Source organism: Achromobacter sp. NPDC008082 (genome assembly GCF_042957345.1).
In the GTDB taxonomy this organism is placed as follows: Bacteria; Pseudomonadota; Gammaproteobacteria; order Burkholderiales; family Burkholderiaceae_B; genus Achromobacter; species Achromobacter kerstersii_A.
The window spans coordinates 759,468-776,995 of the sequence record NZ_JBIBIB010000005.1 but is presented as its reverse complement, the minus strand read 5'-3'; the positions used below and the strand labels follow the sequence as shown (position 1 = coordinate 776,995).

Here is a 17,528-nt window from a genome sequence, read left to right as displayed (position 1 = left end):
ACGCGACACGACACAACAACACGCCACGATACGCGCGCTGCCCAGGAGTCCCCCATGTCATTGGAAAAGAACTACACCGAAATTCTCAAAGCGCTGGGGGAAGACCCGTCCCGCGAAGGGCTGGCCGACACGCCCGCCCGCGCGGCCAAGGCCATGCGCCACCTGTGCCGCGGCTACGCGCAGAACCTGGATGAAATCGTCAACGGCGCGCTCTTCACGTCCGACACGCGCGAAATTGTGCTGGTCAAGAACATCGAGCTCTACTCGCTGTGCGAACACCATATGCTGCCGTTCATCGGCAAGGCGCACGTGGCGTACCTGCCTGCGGGCAAGGTGCTGGGCTTGTCGAAGGTGGCCCGCATTGTCGAAATGTACGCGCGCCGCCTGCAAATCCAGGAAAACCTGAGCCGCCAGGTGGCCGAAGCCGTGCAAAAGGTGACGGGCGCCGCCGGCGTGGCGGTCGTGATCGAAGCGCAGCATATGTGCATGATGATGCGCGGCGTGGAAAAACAGAATTCGTCCATGGTCACGTCGGTGATGCTGGGCGAATTCCACGACAACCCTTCCACGCGCGCCGAATTCCTGAGCTTGATCCGTTGATCTGCTGATCTCGCCAACCCGCCTACACGCCAACACGGGCGGCAAGACCAAAACGGTCTTGCCGCCCGTTTTGCATGGGCTTCCTTTGGTCCTAGATTTGCATCGGGCGTCGTATCCCCTGCAATTCAATTCGCAGAGATGCGCCCTGCTCTGCCTGCAGCTCTTTCATTTGCTGCCCGCTAAGCCGCAGCGCTTGGAAACCAGGCGGCGCCATGCCGCCGCATCCCGAAAAAAACGGTGCCGATCACGCTCAATTGAAACGCCGCAAATCCCGGTGGCAAGCAGCTGTTCTCGCCTGAACGGCGCGTGCACAGGCGCTTTACATTGAAGTTGTTCGCAGCCCCCTCACAATCATTACGCTGCGAACCACGGCCTGGCGATCGGATTCCGCCACAGCTTCCGAAAGCAAACGCCGTGATGTCTGGTTGTTGTTTGCAGTTGCAGTTGTCGCAGCACGAACGGTGACGCCCGCCTTCCCCCCGATCTGGCGCACCGTCAGCAGCAGCTTTCCCCGGCCGGTCTGCCGGCTGGCCGGGGTATTTTTTTAGTAGTCGTCTCATTCACAAAAGCGTTATTAGCGGTCAGCATGACGGGTCGCCTGGCTCGCCTTTTTGACCGCTGTTTTTCGTCGCGCCAGTTCGTTTGCAGAACGCCGTCAGGCTGCTGGTCGCGCCTTTGCCCACCAGGCAAAACAACGGTGTCCATTCGATGCTGTCACCCATGAAAGTTCTCGTAATCGACAATGACAATACCTCGGCGCAGGCCCTGCGCAACACCCTTGCCGAACACGGCCAGGTCGTCCACATTGCCGTCGATGGCGCTACCGGACTGCGCATCGCAAGAACCTTTCCCTACGATCTGATCCTGCTGGAAGTCCAACTTCCTGTCATGGATGGCTTCACCGTCTTGCGCGAACTACGCAAGGAAAGCAATGTGCCGGTGGTAATCGTCTCTTCGCGCGACGAACTCCAGGCCCGCGTGCAAGGCCTGAGCGAAGGCGCGGACGACTACGTCACCAAGCCCTACGCCACGTGCGAACTCGTCGCGCGCATGAAAGCCATCAACCGGCGGGCCGTTGCGCCAGACGAGCTCTCGTCGCAGCACATCTTGCGTGTGGGCGACCTTGAGCTTCAGCTGCTCAGCCGCAAGGCCTTGCGCGAAGGCCAGCGCATCCGGCTCACCGCGATTGAGTTCGCGCTGCTTGAACGGCTGATGCGCAAGCATGGCGAAGTGCAATCCCGCATGAATCTGGCGGCGCACGTGTGGGGCATCAACTTCGACCGCGGCACCAACGCCATTGACGTCGCCGTGCGCCGCTTGCGCATGAAGATGGACGACCCTTTTGAAACGCGCCTGCTGCATACCGTTTGGGGCTTGGGCTACGTCATGGAGCAGCGGGACCCGCAGTAGTAGAAAAAGGGCCTGGAAAGAAGAGGCTGAAAAGCACAGGGGCTGAAAATATAACGGGCTGAAAACAAAGGCGTTGAAAAGTAGAGGTGTTGAAAAGAACAGGGGCTGAAAAGAAGATGTGCTGAAAAGACAGGGGGGCTGATCACCCCCCTTTTTCCACTTTGGCTTTATCAAGGCGCTTCAAGCCGCCTTGGCGCTGCGCTCATCTCGGGCCACGGGCGCGCGGGCGCGCAGATAGCGGCCCCTGCCGGGTTCGCCTTGCACGCGGCTGCCGTCATAAACCAGCTCGCCACGCCGCCACGTGCCGAATACATGCACGGAATGCGGCCGCCCGATGCTGGCCAGCGGCTGCACCGGCGACGGCCCCCGGGCCAGCACGACGATGTCGGCATCCTTGCCGATATCAAAAGATCCTTTGCGGTCATCCAACAGAAAATGCATCGCCGGATTCAGGCAAAGCAGGCGCACCACCAACGTAGGCGACAGGCCTCGGGCTTCGCAGCCGGTCCACAGCGTGGGCAGCAGCAGCTTGGGGCCATAGTCGGGCGTACGGCCCGGCCCTTGCAGCGTATCGTCCACGCGCGCGTGATAGCCCGTCGACACGAACGTGCAGGGGTCGTTGGCCAGCCGCTGCCATAGCGCTTCCACCTCTTGGCGCGACCGAAGCAAGGGATAGTCCTGCGCCGACCCGCCCAGCAAGGCCACGGCATCTTCGGTACACAACATCAGGCTGCGCAGGCAGGTTTCGATCGTGACCCAATGGCCCGCCTTGCGGGTATCCGCGCATAGCGTATGGCCTTGCTCGGACCAGACATCGGCGGCCTGCATCCGTACGCCGGCCGCCGCGCCCACGCGGCACAGCAAACGCGTCGTCAAGCCTTCGATCAGCGCAAGGTTGGCGCGGGCCAGCACCTCTTTGCCCGGCTTGCCGGCTTCCAGTAATTGGCGCGCGTTGCGGCCCGCAGTCAGGCGCGCATGGTTGTGCATGCTGCACGCGAGCCCGAAGCGCGCGACGTTCCGAAACGCCTCGATCAGATCGTTTTCATGGTGCGCATAGCGAGACCGCTCGACCTCGAATGTGGGAATCGAGAACGCGCAGATGCCACCGTCGGCGAGCGCCTGGGTGGCCCGCAGGCCGTGCTCGGCGTTGATGGTGCCGGCCACCGCCACATCCACGTACGCGCCGTGGTCAATGCGCGACACCATTGCATCCAGCTGTGCGCGGCTGGCCACGACCTCGGCATGTTCATAGGGCATGTCCACCAAGGTAGTCACCCCGCCCGCGGCGGCGTGGCGCGACGCGCGGACGATGCCTTCGCCGTCGCCCCAGCCGCCGATGTAGGTGCGGCTGTCGACCGCGCCCGGCAGCACCCAAAGCCCGCGCGCATCCACATAGTCTCGCGCCGCAGGCGGGCTATGCGTGCCCATCGCCGCGATCTTGCCGTCCACGACGCCCAACCAGCCGTCTTCAAGAATGCTGTCGGCCCCCACCAGCGAGCCGCGTATCACCATGTCGAAGTCGCTCATATCAGAACACCTGCCAGTCGTTGGTTAAATCGGGACCGGTGCTGGCCGCCCGGGCGCGCGGCAACGCAGAGCGGCCGCCGTGTGCTACCGCAACCGGCATCGCGGCGTCGGACTCGCGCGTGGCGGGCATGTCGATGACAAGCTGCCGCGCCACCGTGAAGACCGCCACGGTTTCCGCCAGTTTTTCCGCCTGATCGTGCAAGGCGCGCGCGGAAGCTGCGGCCTGCTCGACCAGCGCGGCGTTTTGCTGTGTGGCCTCGTCCATGCTCGACACCGCCAGATTGACCTGGTTGATGCCCTGCGCCTGCTCGCGGGAGGCCGCGGCAATTTCGCCCATGATGTCGGTCACGCGATGCACCGCGTTTTCGATTTCACGCATGGTCTCGCCCGCCAGCTCCACTTGCTGCGCACCGGCCTGCACCCGGCCAGCGGAATCGGCGATCAGCTGCTTGATCTCGCGGGCGGCCGTGGCGCTGCGTTGCGCCAGCGCGCGGACCTCACCCGCCACCACTGCAAAGCCCTTGCCCTGGTCGCCCGCGCGCGCGGCTTCCACGGCGGCGTTCAAGGCCAGGATGTTGGTTTGAAACGCGATGGCGTCAATCACCGACACAATCTGCGTGATCTTGGCCGAGCTGGCGCTGATGTCCTGCATGGTGCCCACCACATCCGCCACCACGGCCGCGCCGCGCCCGGCCACTTGCGAGGCGCCTTCAGCCAGTTCATTGGCGCGCTGCGCGTTGTCGGCGTTTTCCTTCACCGTCACGGCCAGCCGGCCCATCGACAGCGCCGTCTCTTCCAACGTGGCCGCTTGCTGCTCGGTACGCGTAGACAACACCACATTGCCATCGGCGATTTCGCGCGTGCCTACGCCAATCTGCTGCACGCTCTGGCGCACGGCGGCCACCGTCTTGGCCAGGCTGGCCTGCATGCGTTGCAGCCCCAGAAAGAGCTGGCCGATCTCGTTGTGGGAGTTGATCTCGATGTGGTTGGTCAGGTTGCCGTCGGCGATGCTTTGGAAATGGGTGCCCGCGCGCAACAAGGGGCGCAGCACCGACCGGCTGACAAAAAGCGCCGCGCCGATGCTGAGCAGCACGGCCGCCACAAGAAACGCGACGATCACCAGATTGGCGCGCAGGTGCCGGGCAGCGGCTGCGGCGACCAGCTCATCCGTCCGCAGGTCGACATGGTCCAGATAACTTGCCACCTGTGCGTCAAAAGCCAGATGCGCGCTCTGGACGGCATCCATCTGCAAGGCGAACGCGCGGGCGTCCTGGCCCCGCATGGATTCGAATTGCTCAGCCGCCAACGCGTCGTAGTGTTTGAACGCCGACAGCACGGGCGCCGCCCGCGCTTCGCGTTCGGGGGTGCGGACTTCGCTTGCGAAGGCCTCGAACCGGCTGCGCGAGCGGCGCCAGAGCTCTTCCGCGCGCTCGGCGTCCGCTGCGCTTTCGCGCGTACGGCCGGCTTGCCGGTTGATCATGGCCGCGTCCATCGCCAGCCGCGCCCGCAACATCAAGGTGTAGGCCTCGTAGGCAGGCACTACCTGGCTGGAGTACGCGTCGTTGATCTGGTCCAGATTGGCGTTGCTGGAGCGCGTGTCCATCCAGGCGGCGCCGTTGGCGGCCAACATGCCGACAAAGAAGAGCGCGAGCACGAGCCCCAGACAGGTGCGGACTTTTAGATTGTTGAACATACGACCTCAGCGGATTTTTGCGGCGGAATCCGGCCGCCAGAATGGCGCGGTGGCGGTAGCGCAGGCCGGACAAATGCAATGTATGCCGACACGTCGAACAAATCGTTAACAAATGAATGACATTTCCGTCACTGGCCGGCATGTGCAGTAGTGCTATGCCCCCCGGCGGCCTGGTCCTCGGGCATTTGGCCGATACCTTGCTCACGCCCCCGGGATTAACCATGAGGGCACGGAGGCGGCGGCAGCGTGTGGCTCCTACTGATCCGCCCATCTGGACCTAGCGTTCTGCCCCTATCCGGGCAAACTGGCACCAGGCCGCACCGGCACAAAGCCGGTCGCGTCGGGGCGCGGCCCACTCTCTTTCGGAGATCACCATGAACGCGATTTACCGCCTCATCCGCCGCTGCACCCTGGCCGGCCTGACCGCCGCGCTGCTTGCCGCGCCCGCCTACGCCCAGACCAAACTGGTCGTCGGCTACCAGCTCATCGTTGGCCCCTTCCTATCTTCCATCGCCGATGGCAGTTTCGACGCCGCCTTGAAAGAGGCCGGCTACCAGGTGGACTGGCGCCAGTTCACCTCCGGCGGCGATATCTCAACGGCGCTGGCATCCGGCAATGTGCCGGTCGGCGTGCTGGGTTCCACGGGCATGACGTCCGCCGCCACCCGCGGGGTCGACTTGCAGCTGTTCTGGATTCTGGACAACATCGGCAAGTCTGAAGCGCTGGTGGCGCGCAACGGCTCGGGCATCAACAGCACGGCCGACTTGAAGGGCAAGCGCGTGGCCACGCCGTTCGTGTCGACCTCGCACTTTCATCTGCTGGTCGGTATGGACCAGGTCTGGAAGATCAATCCGCGCGACGTGCGCATCCTGAACATGCAGCCCCCGCAGATCGTGGCCGCCTGGCAGCGCGGCGATATCGACGCCGCCTACGTCTGGCCGCCCGCGCTGACCGAAATTGAAAAGACCGGCAAGATCATCGCCGACTCCGAAGCCATCGGCCGCGCCAGCGTGCCCACGTTTGACGGCATCGTTGTCGACCGCGCCTGGGCCGCCAAGAACCCGAAGTTCATGGCCGCCTTCACGGGCGTTCTGGCCAAGTCGTATGCCGACTATCACGCCAACGGCGCGAAGTGGACGGCCGACTCGCCCCAGGTCAAGGGCATCGTCCGGCTGATTGGCGGCAAACCCGAGGACATCGTCAGCGCGCTCAAGCTGCTGGTGTTCCCGACCGCGCAGGAACAGGCGTCCAACACGTGGCTGGGCGGCGGCAAGGAATCGGGCGCGGTGCGCGCGCTGGACGCCAGCGCCAAGTTCTTGAAAGACCAGAAGCAGATCGACCGGGCGCTGGGCGACTACAGCCCGCACGTGACCGACCAGTACGCCAAAGCCGCGGCCAAGTAAGCGCGCCGTCTTGGCAAAGGGCGCCCGCCTGGCCGCGGGCGTCCTGTCATCAGGGGAAAACGCATGACTCACCCTCCCATGTCCGCCGCACTTGCCCTGCGTGCGGATCACGTCAGCGTCACGTATCCCGGCCTGCACGACAGCGGCCCGGTGATTGCGCTGCAAGACGTCAACCTGACGATCGAGCCCGGCGAGTTCGTCGTGGCGCTGGGCGCATCAGGCTGCGGCAAGACGACCTTGTTAAGCCTGTTGGCCGGCTTTCTGTCGCCCACCGACGGCGAGATCACGCTGGGCGGACGGCCCATCATCGGCCCCGGCGCCGACCGGGGCGTGGTGTTTCAGAAGCACGCGCTGCTGCCCTGGCTGAACGTGCTGGAGAACACCGAGTTCGGCCTGAAGCTGCAAGGGGTCGACAAGGCAACGCGGCGCGCCCGCGCCCGGCGCAACCTGGAGCTGGTCGGCTTGCAGGATTTTCACCGGCACATGATTTACCAGTTGTCTGGCGGCATGCAGCAGCGCGTGGGCATTGCCCGCGCTCTGACCTGCGACCCCGCCATGCTGTTGATGGACGAGCCGATGGCGGCGCTGGACGCGCTGACCCGCGAGACCATCCAGGAGCTGCTGCTGGACATCTGGCGCCAGACCAACAAGATGTTCTTCTTCATTACCCATAGCGTGGAAGAGGCGCTGTTCCTGGGGTCGCGGCTGATCGTCATGTCGCCGCGCCCGGGGCGCATCACGCACACCTTCACGCCGGACTTCAACCGGCGCTACCTGGAGACCCGCGATGGCCGCCGTATCAAATCCAGTCCCGACTTCATCGCCATGCGCGAACAAGTCCTTGGCATCATCTACGGCGACGAGCTTGCCGCCCACGAGCCCGCCCATGCCTAGGCCGCGCGGCGGGCACAAGCCCGCGGCGCCCGGCAAGGTGTATGGCGCCCCGGGCGCGGGCTACAGCGGCCACATCAGTCTCATCACCAGCATTGCGCTGATCGCGCTGTGGTTTCTGGTGACCAGCGCCGGCTGGGTCAAGCCGCTGTTCCTGCCCTCGCCCTTTGCGGTGTACGACAAGTTCGTGTCCGCCATGACCGACGGCGTGGCGAACTCCACGCTGGCCGAACACGCCATGGCCAGCCTGACGCGGGTGTTCTCGGCCTTCCTGCTGGCCTGCGTCACGGCGGTGCCGGTGGGCATCCTGATGGGCGTGAACCGGTATGCGCGCGGCATCTTCGACCCGCCCATCGAGTTCTACCGCCCGCTGCCGCCGCTGGCCTACCTGCCGCTCATCATCATCTGGTTCGGCATCGGCGAATTTCCGAAGATCCTGCTGATCTACCTGGCCATCTTCGCGCCGATGGCGATTGCGGCGCGCGCGGGCGTGCGGTCGGTATCCATCGAACAGATCCATGCGGCCTACGCCATGGGCGGCACGCGGATGCAGATCGTCTGGCACGTCATCCTGAAAGCCGCCATGCCGGAAATCTTCACGGGCTTGCGGATCGGTATCGGCGTGGGATGGACCACGCTGGTCGCGGCCGAAATGGTGGCCGCTGACCGGGGGCTGGGCTTCATGGTGCTGAACGCCGCGCAGTTTCTGGCCAGCGACATCGTCATCATGGGCATCATCGTGATCGGCGTGTTCGCCTTCGCATTCGATCTGCTGGTGCGCTACGTGGAGAAATTCGCCATCCCGTGGAAGGGACGCATCTGAGGCGGCACGCCAAAGGGCAATCTAAAGGGCAATCCCCCATTTCGCCACCCAGACCGCTCCTCTATTCTGAGTCTCCGACCCAGACTCACAAGCCCGCCCCGGCCGCGTTTGCCTCATGCGCGCCGGGCGCCGCGTCGTCTACTCAAGGAGCCGTCATGTCCAGCCAGGCCTCGATGCTCAAGCCTGTGTTGTGGGAACGCCTGTTTGAACGGGAAAGCGCGCCCAATCTCAGCCTGCAAGGCCGCGTGCGCCAGATGCTGGTGTCGGCCATTCTTAGCGGCCACCTGCCACCTGGCACGCCGGTGCCTTCCAGCCGGCAACTGGCCGACCAGTTGCGCATTGCGCGCAACACCGTCGTGTTCGCCTACCAGCAACTGGTCAGCGAAGGGTATCTGGTATCGCGCGAGCGCAGCGGCCATTTCGTGTGCGACTCCGTCATGCAGGGGCATTCGGGGTCCGCGCCAGAGGAAGCCGCCGCGCAGCCCGATGCCGACGCCCCGCAACGCGTGCGCTGGGAGGAACGCTTGCGCTTTCGCCCGTCGCGGCAGCGCAATATCACCAAACCCCAAGACTGGCAGAAGCAGCCCTACCCGTTTGTGTATGGCCAGTTCGACCCTGACCTGTTCCCCACCGCCGAATGGCGCGAATGCTGCATCAAGGCGTTATCGGTGCTGGACATCCGCAGCTGGGCGCCCGACCTGATCACCCACGACGACCCCGCGCTGATCGAACAGATCCGCACGCAGGTGCTGCCGCGCCGGGGCGTGTGGGCCGACGCCGAAGAAATCGTCATCACCGTCGGCGCGCAGCATGCGCTGTACCTGCTGGCCGACCTGCTGGTCAACGAAGACACCGTGGTCGGTATGGAAGACCCCGGCTACCCCGACGCCCGCAACATCTTCGCCAGCCACACCCGCAACCTGCTGCCCATGCCCGTTGACGAACGCGGCCTGTGCACCGGCACGCATTTGCTGGGCTGCGACTATCTGTTCGTCACCCCCGGCCATCAATGCCCCACCACCGTCACGCTGTCGATGGAACGCCGCGAGAGCCTGCTGGCGCTGGCGCGCCAAGCCGACAGCATGATCATCGAAGACGATTTCGAAAGCGAAAGCCGTTGGGGCGAAGGGGCGATCCCTGCGTTAAAAAGCCAGGACCGCGATGGCCGCGTCATCTACGTCGGCAGCCTGGCGAAGTCGTTCGCGCCGGGCCTGCGCATAGGCTATATCGTTGCGCCGCGCGAATTGACGCGCGAGCTGCGCGCGCTGCGCCGGCTGATGCTGCGCCATCCTTCCGCCTACATCCAGCGGGCGTTTTCGCTATTCATTTCGCTGGGCCACCACCATTCCTTGCTGCGCAAGCAGTCGCAAGCGTACCAGCGGCGCGGGGCGGAGCTGGCCCAGGCGCTGGCCCGTTACTTGCCGGATTTCACTCCCACGCCCATCACCGGGTCGTCGTCGTGCTGGCTGGAAGGCCCGCCGTGGCTGAACGCCGCCGACCTGTCCGAGGCCGCCTTGGCCGAAGGCGTGGTGGTGGAACCGGGCGACGTCTTCTTCATGGACGGCGCCGATGCGCCCCGGAATTTCCTGCGCGTGGGGTTCACGTCGATCCGGCCGGAACTGATCGGCCCGGGCATCGAGAAGCTGGCGCAGGTAGTGCGCCGCTACCGCTTGCAGGCGGCGGCGTAGCGGCGCAGGGGCGTAGCGGTGTAGCGGTGTAGCGGCGTGGCGCCGCAGTGGCCCAGTGGCGCAGTAGCCCATCGCGCCGGGCGTTACAGGTGTTCGTCGCGCAGGTGGTACCAGCGGTACAGCAACGCTTGCCCAATACGCCGGAACGGCGCGAACGGATGCCCCGGCAGCGGCGAATCGTAGATGGGCAGATTCCACGCAACGCCGTCCTTGCCCATCATTCTCTCGGCCAAGCGCTTACCCGCTTGCGCGGAGAACGCCACGCCATTGCCGCCATAGCCAAAGGCGTAATAGACCGGCTGGGCGGGATCGGGCTGCGTCACGCGCGGCATCATGTCGTGGCTGACATCCACCCACCCCCACCAGGAATACGCCACGTCCACATTGCGCAATGACGGAAACTTGCAGGCCAGCCCTTCGCGCAGCAACGCCAGATGCCGCGGGTGCTGCGCATCGGCGCCATGCAAGGCGCTGCGGCTGCCTATCTGCATGCGGCCATCCGGCAGCAAGCGGTAATAGAACCGCAAGGTGCGGGTGTCGGTGATGAACACCGTGCTCTTCAAGCCCGCGGCGTCGCGCTCGGCCGGGGTCAGCACGCGCGTCACCAGCGAATTCGACAGCACTGGCATGATGCGGTTGTCCAGCAGCGGGTTCACGCCCTGCGCCGTGTAGCCGCCCGTGGCAAAGGCCACGCGCCGCGCCCGCACCACCCCGCCCGGCGTTTCCAACAGGATGGCGCCAGGCTCTTTACGCCATCGCAGCACCGGGCTGGACGGATGCACGCGCACGCCCAACGCGCGCGCCTGACGCAGATAGCCGTAGGCCAGTTTCAGCGGATGCACGCCCACGCCATCGGGTTCGTGCATGGCGCCCACGGCCTCGTAGTCGTGGACATAGCGTTCGCGCAGCTCGGCCTGGCTGAGCATCTTCGCGTCGTAGCCGAACACCTCGCGCATCACACGCGCCTCGTTCGCCAGGAACGCCATCTTCTTCTGGCGATGCGCCGTGTACAGATGGCCGCCCGGCTGCGCATCGCAATCCACCTGCGCGACCAGGCTCTTCCAGTATTCAAACCCTTCGCGGATCTCGGCATCCAGCCGCTTGGCGGTATCCAGGCCCCATCGGCTGATCCATTGCGACCGATACAGCCGGCCCGACGCGTTCTGCCCCTGGCCGCCATTGCGGCTGGTGCAGCCCCACACCGCGCGGTTCGCCTCCAGCACCACCGCCCGCACGCCGAAGTCGCGCGCCAGCGTCAGCGCGGCCGACAAGCCGGTAAAGCCCGAGCCCACGATGGCGACATCGACATCGATATCGCCCCCGATGGGGCCGTCGTCTTCGGGCGGTTCGCCCGCGGTCGCAACCCAGTACGTGGGCGCGTAGTCCTGGCCCTGGCCGGGCGGCGACACGAGCGGGTCGTAGGTCGGGTTGTAGGCCGTGACCGGCACGGAGGAAGCGGCGGGCGCGGCGTGCGCACCCTGCGGGACAGACGTGTCGAAGGGCATTTGGGTATCCATGCTTCGATTCCGTGGCGCAACGCTCAGGCGCGGGCCGGCAAGGCCGGACGCTGCTTGCGGAACGCGTTCTTCACGCGGATCTTGCCGTCGTGGAACGTGAAGATATCGACCATATCGGCCTCTACCCGCGAGCCGTCGGCTGCGGTGCCGGTGAACGTGCATTCCGACACGCCACGGTCGCCCGCCACCCAATGCCGGCCGTGGTTCCATTGCGCATCAGGAAAGTTTTTCCACGCCGCCATGAAGGCCGCGCGGACCGCTTCGGTTCCGCTGTGACGGCTGCCGCAAGCGTCCGGCCCGCCCACGGTTTCGAACACGCAGTCTTCGCTCATGAAGCGCATCAGGGCGTCGATATCGTGGCGGTTCCAGGCCGCGGCAAAGTCGGCCAGCATGTCCACGGTGACGGTCTTGTGCATTGCGTACCCCTTTCTCAAAGGCCGGCGCGAAGCGCGCGCGGGCGTCTGGACTCAAGGTACGTGGGCCATCAGGCAGGGTCTAGAACCAGACGCGGGGAATCGCTTGCACCAGAATTGCTTGCGGCAGAATCGCTTGCATCGGAATCGCTAGCACCAGAATCGCCTGCCCCTGTTCCAGCAGCCGCATCAGAGGACAGCCGCCGCCAATGCGCGCGCGTGCAGCACGGCGATGGCGCAGCTGTTGACGCGCGCCTCCATCGAGTCGGAACGGCTGGTCAACAACACCGGCACGCGTGTGCCCAGCACCAGGCCCGCGGCGCCTGCGCCCGCCAGCCAGGTCAGCTCTTTGTAGAGCATGTTGCCGGCTTCGATATCGGGCACCAGCAGAATGTCGGCATCGCCCGCTACCTGCGACACAATGCCCTTTTGGTCGGCCGCTTCCCGGGATATCGCGTTGTCGAACGCCAAGGGGCCATCGATGTCGCCACCCCGGATTTGCAGGCGATCCGCCATTTTTGATAATGCGGCGGCATCCAGCGTGGCCGGCATCGACGGGTTGACCGATTCGGTCGCGCACAACACCGCCAGCTTCGGGCGCGCAACGCCCAGCGCACGCGCAAGGTCGATGGCGTTCTGGGCAATGTCGGCCTTCTCTTGCAAGGTTGGTGCGATGTTGACGGCGGCGTCGGTCAGGATGAATAGCTTGGGGTACGCGGCCACCGCCATGACGAACGCATGGCTGATGCGGCGCTCGGTACGCAAACCCGATTCGCGCGCCACCACGGCCGACATGAAATGGTCGGTGTGCAAACTGCCTTTCATCAGCATGCTGGCCGCGCCGTCGCGCGCCAGGGCGGCGGCGGTGCGCGCGGCAAGCTTCTCATCGTCTGGCGTGTCCACGATGTCCAAACCGCCCGCGCGCACGCCCATTTCCGCCAGCACGGCCTGAATCCGGCGCGCGGGGCCCACCAGCACGGGTTCGATGTAGCCGGCCTCGCGCGCCTGGATCGCCGCACCCAGGCTCGCCGGACACAAGGGATAAGCCACCGCCGTGCGCAGCCGCCCGCCCGATAGCGCGGCCTCGCGCAGCGGTGCGAACAATCGGTCGATTGCCATGGGGGAGCCTCCTGCTGCGGACGTCGGAGAAATCCGGGGCGCATGTCCTGGGATGTGTCCCCTGGCTCGCGCGCCCCGCGGTACATGCCCTGAGCTACATGCCCTGAGCTACATGCGGTGCGGCAACGGCCGCACCGCTCGCGTAGCGATCAGCGCTTGACGGGCTCGATCGACAGCGGCACCTCGCCCGCCTGGAACGGCTGGTTCACGTAGGACTTGTACTTGTCCAGGAAGCGCACCGGCTGCTTCAAGGCGTCGCGCCGGAAGGGGTCGCCCAGTTCCTGGCTGACCATCATTTCCAACACGGTGGTCTTGCCTTCGGACTGCGCCTTGCACGCGGCCTGCAACGCCGCGCCCACCTGGTCCGCGTGCTCCACCCGAATGCCCTCTGCGCCCATGGCCCGCGCCAGCTCGGAAAAATTCGGGTTCAGCAGGTTGCTGCCCACGAAGCGGCGGCCATAGAAATCGACCTGGTTTTTCTTTTCAGCGCCCCATTGGCCGTTGTGAAAGACCACCGCCGTGACCGGAATCTTTTCGCGCACGCAGGTCAGCAATTCCTGGAAGCTCATGCACCACGCGCCGTCGCCCACATAGGCCACGGCCGGGCGGTCGGGCCGGCCAAGCTTGGCGCCGATCAGGGCGGGCAGCGCATAGCCGCAGTTGCCGAAGCTCATGGCGGCCAGCATCGAGTTCGGCTCATCAAAACGCAGATAGCTGTTGGACACCGAGCAGATATTGCCGATGTCTGTCGACACCATCACATGCTTGGGCATCGCGCGTTCCAGCTCGCGCAGCATGCGGCGCGGATGCATGCGCCCGCCGCCTTGCTCGATGATGTCCAGACTCCAGTCGTCGCGCTCGTGCGACCAGCTATCCAGCTCTTTTTCCCATTCGGCTTTCTGCGAGGCAATGGCGTCACCGCGCGCGGACTTGGTGCGCACGCAGGCGACGTCACGGCCTTTCAGCTTTTCGGTCAGCGCGGCGGCGGCGGGCTTGGCGTCGCCGCAAATGCCCACCGATACCGGACGCACCAGGCCCAGCATGCGGTGGTCGGCATCCACCTGGATGATGCGCGCGCCTTGCGGCCAGTAGTCCAGCCCGTGTTGCGGCAAGGTGCCAAATGGCCCCAGCCGCGTGCCTAGCGCCAGCACCACATCGGCTTGCGACAACAGTTTCATGCCGGCCTTGGCGCCCTGATATCCCAACGGGCCGCACCACAGCGGATGGCTGGCGGGGAACGCGTCGTTGTGCAGATAACTGGTGACGACTGGCGCACCCAGCAGCTCAGCCAGCGCCACGCATTCCGCTTGGCCCTCTGAGAACAACACGCCGCCGCCCGCGACGATGACAGGGAATTTCGCCTCGGCCAGCAGGCGCGCCGCCGCTTCCAGGTCTTCTTCCGCGCCCGGCCCGCGGCGCACGCGGCGCGGCTCGGGAATGGCCACGTCGATCTCGCCGTAGAAGTAGTCGCGCGGAATGTTCAGCTGCGTGGGGCCGCGTTCGGCCAGCGCATTATCGAACGCCTTGGCGGTGAACTCCGCCATGCGGTCTGGCCGGTTGACGTGCGCCTGGTACTTGGTAATGCGGGAAAAAATCGGCAGCTGTTCGGTCTCTTGGAAGCCGCCCAGCCCCATGCCGGCCGTGCCGGTTTCGGGCGTAATCGCCACGACGGGGCTGTGCGCCCAATAGGCGGCGGCCACCCCCGTGACAAAGTTGGTAATGCCCGGCCCGTTCTGCGCAATGCAGACGCCGTGGCGGCCCGTGACGCGGGAGTAGCCGTCGGCCATGTGGGCCGCGCCCTGCTCGTGCACGGTGGGCACGAAGCGAATCCCCGCTGCGGGAAACAGGTCCAGCGCATCCATGAAGGCCGAACCCACGATGCCGAATACGTCTTTGACGCCTTGCGCCACCAGCGTTTCAACGAACGCTTCACTGGGGGTCATGTGTTGCTTGCTGCTCATGGTCTCTCTCCTGGCAGGCCGGCGCTTGCGTGCGTGCATCGTGGCCGGTGTGAACCGATACTGCCGGAGAAAGGCGGCGGGTCACAGCCCACCGCGTTCCATTTTCTGCAAAATCCGCACGGCGGCCTTCAGGCCGCCGCGGAAATTGCAGATATTGGAAGTGCTTAGTCGATCGCCGCGCCGGCGGTCTTCACGACCTTGCCCAGCCGCGTGTATTCCTCGGCGCCAAATTCTCCCAGCACCTGACGCGTGGTGGGCGACGGAATGGCCCCGCGCGATTCCAGCGCCTTCTTCACGTCCGGCCGTTGCAGCGCCTTGTTGACGGCGGCGTTCAGCTTGTCCAGCACGGCAACCGGCGTGCCTTTGGGCGCATACAAGCCATCCCAGGCGAAGAACTCGTAGCCCTTCACGCCAGCCTCGTTCATGGTGGGGATGTCGGGGTTGGACGCCACGCGCTCAGGCGTCGTCACCGCCAAGGCCCGCAACTTGCCCGCCGCGATCTGGCCCGACACGTTGGGCATCACGTCGATCAGGAACGAGATTCGCCCGCCCAGCAAATCCGTCATGGCCGCGCCGCCGCCCTTGTACGGAATATGCATGACTTTGATGCCCGCCATCTGGTTCAGCAGTTCACAGGCCAGATGGGACGACGTGCCATTGCCGGCCGACCCACAGGTCAGTTCGCCCGGGTGCGACTTGGCGTAGTCCAGCAATTGCGCCAGCGATTTGAAACGGTCGTCCGCGCCATTGACGACCAAGGCGGCCGCGATGACGGTAAAGCGCGATATCGGTTCGAAGTCACCCGGCGCATAACCCGGCGACTTGTACAGCCAATGGTTGGTGGCCTGCGTGCCGTTGGTGCCATAAGACAGCGTGTAGCCGTCCGGGTTGGCGCGCGCGGCAATCGACGTGCCGATGTTGCCACCCGCGCCCGGGCGGTTTTCCACGATGATCGATTGGCCCAGTTCCCGCGACAGCGGCTCGGCGACCAGACGCGCTAGCGTGTCGCCGCCGCCGCCCGCCGCAAACGGCACGACCAGCGTGATGGCGTGGGTGGGCCAGTTGGCCTGTTGCGCCAGAACGGCGGTGGAAGGTAAGGCTGCGCAGGCGGCGGCCGCCATGCAAATCAAGGTCTTGAGTGGTTTCACTTGTTGTCTCCTGAGGGGATGCATGCCACGCGCTCGCGCTGTTGTAGGTGTATGCGGCGCGCTTACTAAAAACGCGTTAGACGAAGCGGCAGCTCACCGCGCCCAGCGAACCGTAGTCCACATGAAACGTATCGCCGGCTTGCGCGAATACTGGCCGGGTGAACGAGCCGCTAAGAATGATCTGCCCCGCCTCCAGCCCCACGCCGTGTTCGCCCAGCTTGTTGGCCAGCCACACGACGCCGTTGGCCGGATGGTTCAGCACGCCCGCCGCCAGACCGGTTTCTTCGATCACGGCATTGCGCGACAGCAAAGCGCCTACCCAGCGCAGGTCCACCTCCCCCACGCGCACGGGCCGCCCGCCCATCACGACGCCCGCGTTGGCGGCGTTGTCGGCGATGGTGTCGAACACCTTGCGCGGCCGTTTGGAATCGGGGTCGATCTGATGCGAGCGTGCGTCGATGATCTCGAGCGCCGGAATCACATAGCGCACCGCGTCCAGCACATCGAACAAGGTCACGCCCGGGCCTTGCAACGGGCGGTCCAGGATGAACGCCAGCTCTACTTCCAGGCGCGGCACGATGAAGCGGCTGCGCGGAATCTCGGCGCCATCGGCAAACAGCATGTCGTCCAAGAGCGCGCCGTAGTCCGGCTCGTCAATCTGCGACGACAGCTGCATCGCGCGCGAGGTCAGGCCGATCTTGTGGCCTACCAGCCGGCGGCCCGATGCGATCTTGTGCGCGACCCATTCGCGCTGGATGGCATAGGCGTCGGCAATGGTGATGTCTGGATGGTCCAGCGACAGCTGACGCACCTGGCTGCGGCGCTGCTCGGCCTCGTCCAGACGCAGCGCCAGTGTTTTTATGGTTGCGGCATCCATAGGGTCTCCTTGGGGGCTTTTTATTTGGGATGGATCGGATTGGGTTTATTCCGGCGGCAGATGCCGCCGGCTGCGCTTGTCAGCCAAACGCCATCCGTCCGCCGTATTCACCAGCACGTCCTGGCATTCGCGGATGGATACCAGCCGGGGCGCGCCGCCCTGCTCTTGCGGCACGCTGTCGTAGGCGGTCAGGAAGTAGCCGACCGTCGCGCGCGCCTCGTCCCCATCGACGAGCCGTAAATTGGTGATGACGTGGCAGGTGCTGCGCTCGGCGGCCCGGGCGTTCAGGGCGTCCAGCACTTCCTGGCGGCCAGCCAGGCGCCGGCCTTGCCGCATCCAGACGCCGTCGTCCGCCATCAAGGCGGCGGCCGCGTCATGGCGGCGCGTGTCCAGCGCATGAAAGAACGTCAGCACCACCGCTTCGCAGGCGGCCTTGATGTGTAGGGATTGCATTGAAT

At 65.3% G+C, this 17,528-nt stretch carries 16 protein-coding genes; 6 read left to right on the top strand and 10 right to left on the bottom strand.

All coding sequences use genetic code 11. From position 1 onward, the window contains the following. Positions 1-54: 54 nt before the first annotated feature. The gene (gene folE, locus ACFZAI_RS23495) at positions 55-600 is read left to right on the top strand and encodes a GTP cyclohydrolase I FolE (protein WP_391569152.1); all 546 of its coding nucleotides are present in this window, start codon (positions 55-57) and stop codon (positions 598-600) included. Positions 601-1,181: 581 nt separating this feature from the next. On the opposite strand, the gene ACFZAI_RS23490 is transcribed toward folE, so the two are convergent. Continuing rightward, entirely contained in the window at positions 1,182-1,322 is a 141-nt protein-coding gene (locus ACFZAI_RS23490; protein WP_391569151.1) for a hypothetical protein, read from the bottom strand. On the opposite strand from ACFZAI_RS23490, the gene ACFZAI_RS23485 reads away from it, so the two are divergent. Then, complete coding sequence (locus ACFZAI_RS23485) at positions 1,321-2,010, top strand: response regulator (RefSeq protein ID WP_391569150.1); 690 nt, start codon at positions 1,321-1,323, stop codon at positions 2,008-2,010. The two genes, ACFZAI_RS23490 and ACFZAI_RS23485, sit on opposite strands and share 2 nt — an antisense overlap. 180 nt (positions 2,011-2,190) lie before the next feature. Here ACFZAI_RS23485 and ACFZAI_RS23480 read toward each other — a convergent pair whose 3' ends face one another. Both ACFZAI_RS23480 and ACFZAI_RS23475 read right to left on the bottom strand, forming a co-directional pair. After that, entirely contained in the window at positions 2,191-3,537 is a 1,347-nt protein-coding gene (locus ACFZAI_RS23480) for an amidohydrolase family protein (protein WP_391569149.1), read from the bottom strand. A 1-nt stretch (position 3,538) separates the two neighbouring features. Beyond that, positions 3,539-5,230 (bottom strand): methyl-accepting chemotaxis protein, encoded by a 1,692-nt coding sequence (locus ACFZAI_RS23475; protein WP_391569148.1) that lies wholly within the window; start codon positions 5,228-5,230, stop codon positions 3,539-3,541. 374 nt (positions 5,231-5,604) lie between these two features. Here ACFZAI_RS23475 and tauA point away from each other — a divergent pair, with 374 nt between their 5' ends. From tauA to ACFZAI_RS23455, 4 genes are all read left to right on the top strand, one after another. Further along, a complete protein-coding gene (tauA, locus tag ACFZAI_RS23470) occupies positions 5,605-6,633 on the top strand; it encodes a taurine ABC transporter substrate-binding protein (RefSeq protein WP_054425703.1) in 1,029 nt (342 codons plus the stop codon). A 63-nt stretch (positions 6,634-6,696) separates the two neighbouring features. Beyond that, the gene (locus ACFZAI_RS23465) at positions 6,697-7,527 is read left to right on the top strand and encodes a taurine ABC transporter ATP-binding protein (protein ID WP_391569147.1); all 831 of its coding nucleotides are present in this window, start codon (positions 6,697-6,699) and stop codon (positions 7,525-7,527) included. Beyond that, the gene (locus ACFZAI_RS23460) at positions 7,520-8,347 is read left to right on the top strand and encodes an ABC transporter permease subunit (protein ID WP_391569146.1); all 828 of its coding nucleotides are present in this window, start codon (positions 7,520-7,522) and stop codon (positions 8,345-8,347) included. The genes ACFZAI_RS23465 and ACFZAI_RS23460 overlap by 8 nt, the downstream gene beginning before the upstream one ends. A 155-nt stretch (positions 8,348-8,502) precedes the next feature. Next, positions 8,503-10,035: a PLP-dependent aminotransferase family protein gene (locus ACFZAI_RS23455; protein ID WP_391569145.1), complete on the top strand. Its 1,533-nt coding sequence runs from the start codon at positions 8,503-8,505 to the stop codon at positions 10,033-10,035. 83 nt (positions 10,036-10,118) lie between these two features. Here ACFZAI_RS23455 and ACFZAI_RS23450 read toward each other — a convergent pair whose 3' ends face one another. The 7 genes from ACFZAI_RS23450 to ACFZAI_RS23420 all read right to left on the bottom strand — a co-directional run bounded on the left by ACFZAI_RS23450 (position 10,119) and on the right by ACFZAI_RS23420 (position 17,523). Then, on the bottom strand, positions 10,119-11,552 hold the full coding sequence (locus tag ACFZAI_RS23450; RefSeq protein ID WP_391569144.1) for an NAD(P)/FAD-dependent oxidoreductase: 1,434 nt from the start codon (positions 11,550-11,552) through the stop codon (positions 10,119-10,121). A 23-nt stretch (positions 11,553-11,575) separates the two neighbouring features. Beyond that, positions 11,576-11,968, bottom strand: a complete 393-nt coding sequence (locus ACFZAI_RS23445) for a nuclear transport factor 2 family protein (protein ID WP_391569143.1) — start codon at positions 11,966-11,968, stop codon at positions 11,576-11,578. A gap of 186 nt (positions 11,969-12,154) precedes the next feature. Further along, positions 12,155-13,084 (bottom strand): bifunctional enoyl-CoA hydratase/phosphate acetyltransferase, encoded by a 930-nt coding sequence (locus tag ACFZAI_RS23440; protein ID WP_391569142.1) that lies wholly within the window; start codon positions 13,082-13,084, stop codon positions 12,155-12,157. 149 nt (positions 13,085-13,233) lie between these two features. Next, positions 13,234-15,045, bottom strand: coding sequence for a sulfoacetaldehyde acetyltransferase (gene xsc / locus ACFZAI_RS23435; RefSeq protein ID WP_391569141.1), 1,812 nt, complete (start codon positions 15,043-15,045; stop codon positions 13,234-13,236). 164 nt (positions 15,046-15,209) lie between these two features. Next, on the bottom strand, positions 15,210-16,193 hold the full coding sequence (locus ACFZAI_RS23430; protein WP_391569140.1) for a Bug family tripartite tricarboxylate transporter substrate binding protein: 984 nt from the start codon (positions 16,191-16,193) through the stop codon (positions 15,210-15,212). Between the two features lie 76 nt (positions 16,194-16,269). Further along, positions 16,270-17,070: a 2-oxo-hept-4-ene-1,7-dioate hydratase gene (gene hpaH / locus ACFZAI_RS23425; RefSeq protein ID WP_391569139.1), complete on the bottom strand. Its 801-nt coding sequence runs from the start codon at positions 17,068-17,070 to the stop codon at positions 16,270-16,272. A 45-nt stretch (positions 17,071-17,115) separates the two neighbouring features. Then, positions 17,116-17,523 carry a nuclear transport factor 2 family protein gene (locus ACFZAI_RS23420; protein ID WP_391569138.1) on the bottom strand — a complete coding sequence of 136 codons (408 nt, stop codon included), beginning with the start codon at positions 17,521-17,523 and terminating at the stop codon, positions 17,116-17,118. Positions 17,524-17,528: the final 5 nt, after the last annotated feature.

Bases quoted from the DNA above. Each gene is read 5' to 3' on its own strand.
- folE (WP_391569152.1), top strand. From the start codon at position 55: ATGTCATTGGAAAAGAACTACACCGAAATTCTCAAAGCGCTGGGGGAA.
- ACFZAI_RS23485 (WP_391569150.1), top strand. From the start codon at position 1,321: ATGAAAGTTCTCGTAATCGACAATGACAATACCTCGGCGCAGGCCCTG.
- ACFZAI_RS23490 (WP_391569151.1), bottom strand. From the start codon at position 1,322: ATGGGTGACAGCATCGAATGGACACCGTTGTTTTGCCTGGTGGGCAAA.
- ACFZAI_RS23480 (WP_391569149.1), bottom strand. From the start codon at position 3,537: ATGAGCGACTTCGACATGGTGATACGCGGCTCGCTGGTGGGGGCCGAC.
- ACFZAI_RS23475 (WP_391569148.1), bottom strand. From the start codon at position 5,230: ATGTTCAACAATCTAAAAGTCCGCACCTGTCTGGGGCTCGTGCTCGCG.
- tauA (WP_054425703.1), top strand. From the start codon at position 5,605: ATGAACGCGATTTACCGCCTCATCCGCCGCTGCACCCTGGCCGGCCTG.
- ACFZAI_RS23465 (WP_391569147.1), top strand. From the start codon at position 6,697: ATGACTCACCCTCCCATGTCCGCCGCACTTGCCCTGCGTGCGGATCAC.
- ACFZAI_RS23460 (WP_391569146.1), top strand. From the start codon at position 7,520: ATGCCTAGGCCGCGCGGCGGGCACAAGCCCGCGGCGCCCGGCAAGGTG.
- ACFZAI_RS23455 (WP_391569145.1), top strand. From the start codon at position 8,503: ATGTCCAGCCAGGCCTCGATGCTCAAGCCTGTGTTGTGGGAACGCCTG.
- ACFZAI_RS23450 (WP_391569144.1), bottom strand. From the start codon at position 11,552: ATGGATACCCAAATGCCCTTCGACACGTCTGTCCCGCAGGGTGCGCAC.
- ACFZAI_RS23445 (WP_391569143.1), bottom strand. From the start codon at position 11,968: ATGCACAAGACCGTCACCGTGGACATGCTGGCCGACTTTGCCGCGGCC.
- ACFZAI_RS23440 (WP_391569142.1), bottom strand. From the start codon at position 13,084: ATGGCAATCGACCGATTGTTCGCACCGCTGCGCGAGGCCGCGCTATCG.
- xsc (WP_391569141.1), bottom strand. From the start codon at position 15,045: ATGAGCAGCAAGCAACACATGACCCCCAGTGAAGCGTTCGTTGAAACG.
- hpaH (WP_391569139.1), bottom strand. From the start codon at position 17,070: ATGGATGCCGCAACCATAAAAACACTGGCGCTGCGTCTGGACGAGGCC.
- ACFZAI_RS23420 (WP_391569138.1), bottom strand. From the start codon at position 17,523: ATGCAATCCCTACACATCAAGGCCGCCTGCGAAGCGGTGGTGCTGACG.